Raw genomic sequence first — 3,401 nt, 5'->3', positions numbered from 1 at the left:
CCCTGCTCTCCGTGTGGGGGGTGAGTCGGGGAGTGAGGGGGCGCCCGAAGGGCGGAAACGCAGCCTCATTGCAGAGCTTTTCCGGCCTGCGGCCGCCCCCTCATCCTAACCTTCTCCCCAGAGGGGAGAAGGGATTGGGCTCCTACCGCTGATCCAGCTTCACCTCGATCCGCCGGTTGCGCGCCAGCGCCTCGTCGCTGGTGCCGGGGTCGAGCGGCTGATACTCGCCGAAACCGGCGGCGGCCAGACGGTCCGCCGGAATGCCCTGGTCGATCAGGAACTTGACGACCGAGATCGCGCGCGCCGCCGACAGTTCCCAGTTCGAGGCGAACTGGATGCGCACGGGGCGCGAGTCGGTGTGGCCGTCCACCCGCAGCACCCAGTTGATGTCCGGCGGGATCGTCCGGCCGATCTCGATCAGCGTGCGTGCCAGCTCCGCCAGCCGCTGCTTGCCCGCCTCCTCCAGCATCGCCGAGCCGGAGGGGAACAGAAGCTCCGACTGGAAGACGAAGCGGTCGCCGACGATGCGCACGTCGGACCGGTTGCCCAGCGCCTCGCGCACCCGCCCGAAGAACTCCGAGCGGTAGCGGGCGAGGTCCTGCACCTTGGCGGCCAGCGCCTGGTTCAGCCGCGAGCCGAGTTCGGCGATCTGGACCTGCTGCTCCTCCGCCTTCTTCTCCGAGATTTCCAGCGCGGCGCCGATGCGGGCGAGCTGCTCGCGCAGGGCGGCCATCTGCCGGTTCAGCAGGTCCACCTGCTCGTTCGCCTTGCCGGTCGCGCCCTGCTCGGCGGAGAGGGAGGCCATCAGCTCCGTGATTCGGATGTCGCGCTTCTCGATGTCCTTCTGCGCGAGCATCGTCTTCTCGTCGGCGCTGGCGAGCCGCGTCTCCAGCGCCTTGGACCGGTCGCGCTCCCCGCCCAGCTCGGCCAGCAGGGCTTGGCGTTGCTCTTCGGTCAGGCGCTGCTGCGCGGCGGCGGCGGCCAGTTCGCCCTCCAGCTTGGTCCGGGCCTCGCGCAGGGCCTTCAGGTCGGCCTGGAGGCTGGCGGCTTCGGCCAGCTTCAGCTCGATGGTCTCCTTGTCGGCGCGGATCGTGCGCTGCAACTCCTCCGCCGCGCGGGTGGCGTGGTCGAGGTCGCCCTGGAGCGTGGCGATGCGGCCGGTCATGGTGTCGCGTGCCGCGACGGAGCCCTGAAGCTCCGCCGAGAGCTGGGCGACGTTGATGCGCAGGTCGGCGTTGGCGTCTCGTTCCAGCGCCAGCAGATCGTTCAGCTCCGCCACCTTGCGGTTCAGGCTGCCGAGCTGCTCGTCACGCCCGGTCAGGGCGGTCGCCATGTAGAACTGGGCGACGACGAAGATCATCAGCAGGAAAATGACCACCATGACGAGGGACGACAGCGCGTCCACCCATCCGGGCCATGCGCTGGCCTCGCGGTGGCCGTTGCGGCGGCTGATGCTGGGCATGGCGGGGTGTCCCTCCGGACGGACAATGGGTCGGCGTCAGCGCTGTTCCGATTCTTCGGCCAGGGCGGCGATGGTGCGGGCCAGCAGCTTGATCTCGCTGCGGATCTCCTGCACCGCCTGGACCCGGCCCGTGGAGGATTCCTCGACCATGCGGGCGAGGTAGATGTCCATGTTGCGCAGATGTTGGCGCGAGGCGTCGTCGAATCCGCCGATGGCCGCGTCCGACAGCCGGTCGAACAGCCCCTTCATCTCCAGCTGGCTCTCGCCGAGACGGAGGAGGAGCTGCTGTTCGGCGCGCATCTGGTCGGTCAGCGTGGTGAGCCGTTCGGTGAGAGCCATCAGATTGGCGTTGGCCGAGCGGCGCCCCTCCTCGGCGGTGGCGACGGTGCGCTGGAGCGAGTCGAGGTTCTCCGCCGTCTGCTCCAGCAGCGCCGTCAGGTAGGCGGGCATCGACTGGTCGCCGGTCTCCAGGCTGCCGCCGGCCCCGCTGGAGAGGCGGGTTGCGCCGGACAGCCAGTCCTCGACGTCCTGGAAGAAGCGGTTGTGCGCCTGGCTGGCCTGAAGCTCCAGGAAGCCCAGCACCAGCGAGCCCGCCAGACCGAACAGCGAGGAGCTGAAGGCCGTGCCCATGCCGGTCAGCGGCGCTTCCAGCCCGTGCTGGAGGTTGCTGAACATCGCCCCTACATCGCCGCCCTGCACCGACAGCCCGCCGATGACCGAGCCGACCGACTGCACCGTGTGCAGCAGGCCCCAGAAGGTGCCGAGCAGGCCGAGGAAGATCAGCAGACCGATCAGGTAGCGCGACAGCTCCCGCGATTCGTCCAGCCGCGAGGCGATGCCGTCGAGCAGCGAGCGCATCGACAGCGCCGACAGGGTCAGCCGCCCGCGCCGTTCGCGCAGCATGCGCGCCATCGGGGCGAGCAGCACCGGCTCCGGCGCGGCGACGGCGGGGTTGCCGGACTGGAAATGCTCCAGCCACGCCACTTCGGGCCGCAGCATCAGCACCTGGCGGAAGATGAACAGGATGCCGGCGAGCAGCGTGCCGAGGATCAGCCCGTTCAGCGCCGGGTTGTTCATGAAGGCGGCGCGCAGGGCCGGGAACAGCAAGGCCGTCACGCTTCCCACGACCACCAGGAAGAGGATCATCCGTGTCAGGAAGCGCTCCGGGCGCGTCATCGGGGAAGGCTCCTCAAGAGGGTGGGACGATGGGGCGATGGCGGCCATGGGCACTCTCGTCCAGGGGAAGGGGCAGGCGACGGTACGGGTTACAGAGAGCGGCTCACTGGTTCAGGAACTCCACGTCCAGCCGGTCCGGCGCGCCGCCGGCCGCCTCCATGCCCATCGCGCGGATATCGACGCGCGTGCTGGCGATGCCGGCGGTCCCCAGCCGTTCGCGCACGGCCAGCGCGCGGGCCAGCGACAACTGCCGCGCTTCGCGCGCCGTCTCCGGTGTGCCGCTGGCGTAGGAGCGGATCTGCAGCCGAAGCTGCGGGTTGGCGCTCATGCGTTCCGCGATGGCGTCGAGCCGCGCCTGGGCCGGATCGGGCAAGGCGGTGGCCGTTCCGTCGAACAGCACCGTCAACGGCTCCATCCGGGGCAGGGCTGGCGCCGAGGGTGCCTTCGGAGTCGGCGGCGGCAGGGCGGCGGTCTGCGTCCGGTCGGGCGGCGGGGACGCCGCCGGCCGGCTCGATGGTGGAATCGGCGGTGCACCTTCGGGCAGCGCCGGCTGGGCCGGGCTGGGGCCCACCGAAATCTGCGTGAGGGCCCGCGCCCTCATGACGGTCGGGGCCCGGAAGACCGGGCGGCCCTTATACACATCTTACTGTGCCGCGCACCGACCCCGTATGATATGCCGTTATTGGACACATTGTACAAAAACAGAGATACATCCGAAGAATAACTCCGCATCTCCAGACGATTGATTGTGCATTCGTGTCAT

Annotated in this window: 3 protein-coding genes; all 3 read right to left on the bottom strand. The window is 69.5% G+C overall.

The genetic code is table 11. The features are described from left to right. Positions 1-142: 142 nt before the first annotated feature. Positions 143-1,462 (bottom strand): peptidoglycan -binding protein, encoded by a 1,320-nt coding sequence (locus GBZ26_RS28290; RefSeq protein WP_174441649.1) that lies wholly within the window; start codon positions 1,460-1,462, stop codon positions 143-145. A gap of 36 nt (positions 1,463-1,498) precedes the next feature. Further along, entirely contained in the window at positions 1,499-2,638 is a 1,140-nt protein-coding gene (locus GBZ26_RS28285) for a flagellar motor protein MotA (protein ID WP_425514925.1), read from the bottom strand. A gap of 103 nt (positions 2,639-2,741) precedes the next feature. Further along, positions 2,742-3,209 (bottom strand): OmpA family protein, encoded by a 468-nt coding sequence (locus tag GBZ26_RS28280; protein WP_174441647.1) that lies wholly within the window; start codon positions 3,207-3,209, stop codon positions 2,742-2,744. Positions 3,210-3,401 lie beyond the last annotated feature (192 nt).

The organism is Azospirillum formosense, from assembly GCF_013340925.1.
GTDB classification, from domain to species: domain Bacteria; phylum Pseudomonadota; class Alphaproteobacteria; order Azospirillales; family Azospirillaceae; genus Azospirillum; species Azospirillum formosense.
This window is presented reverse-complemented; position numbering and strand designations above follow the sequence as displayed.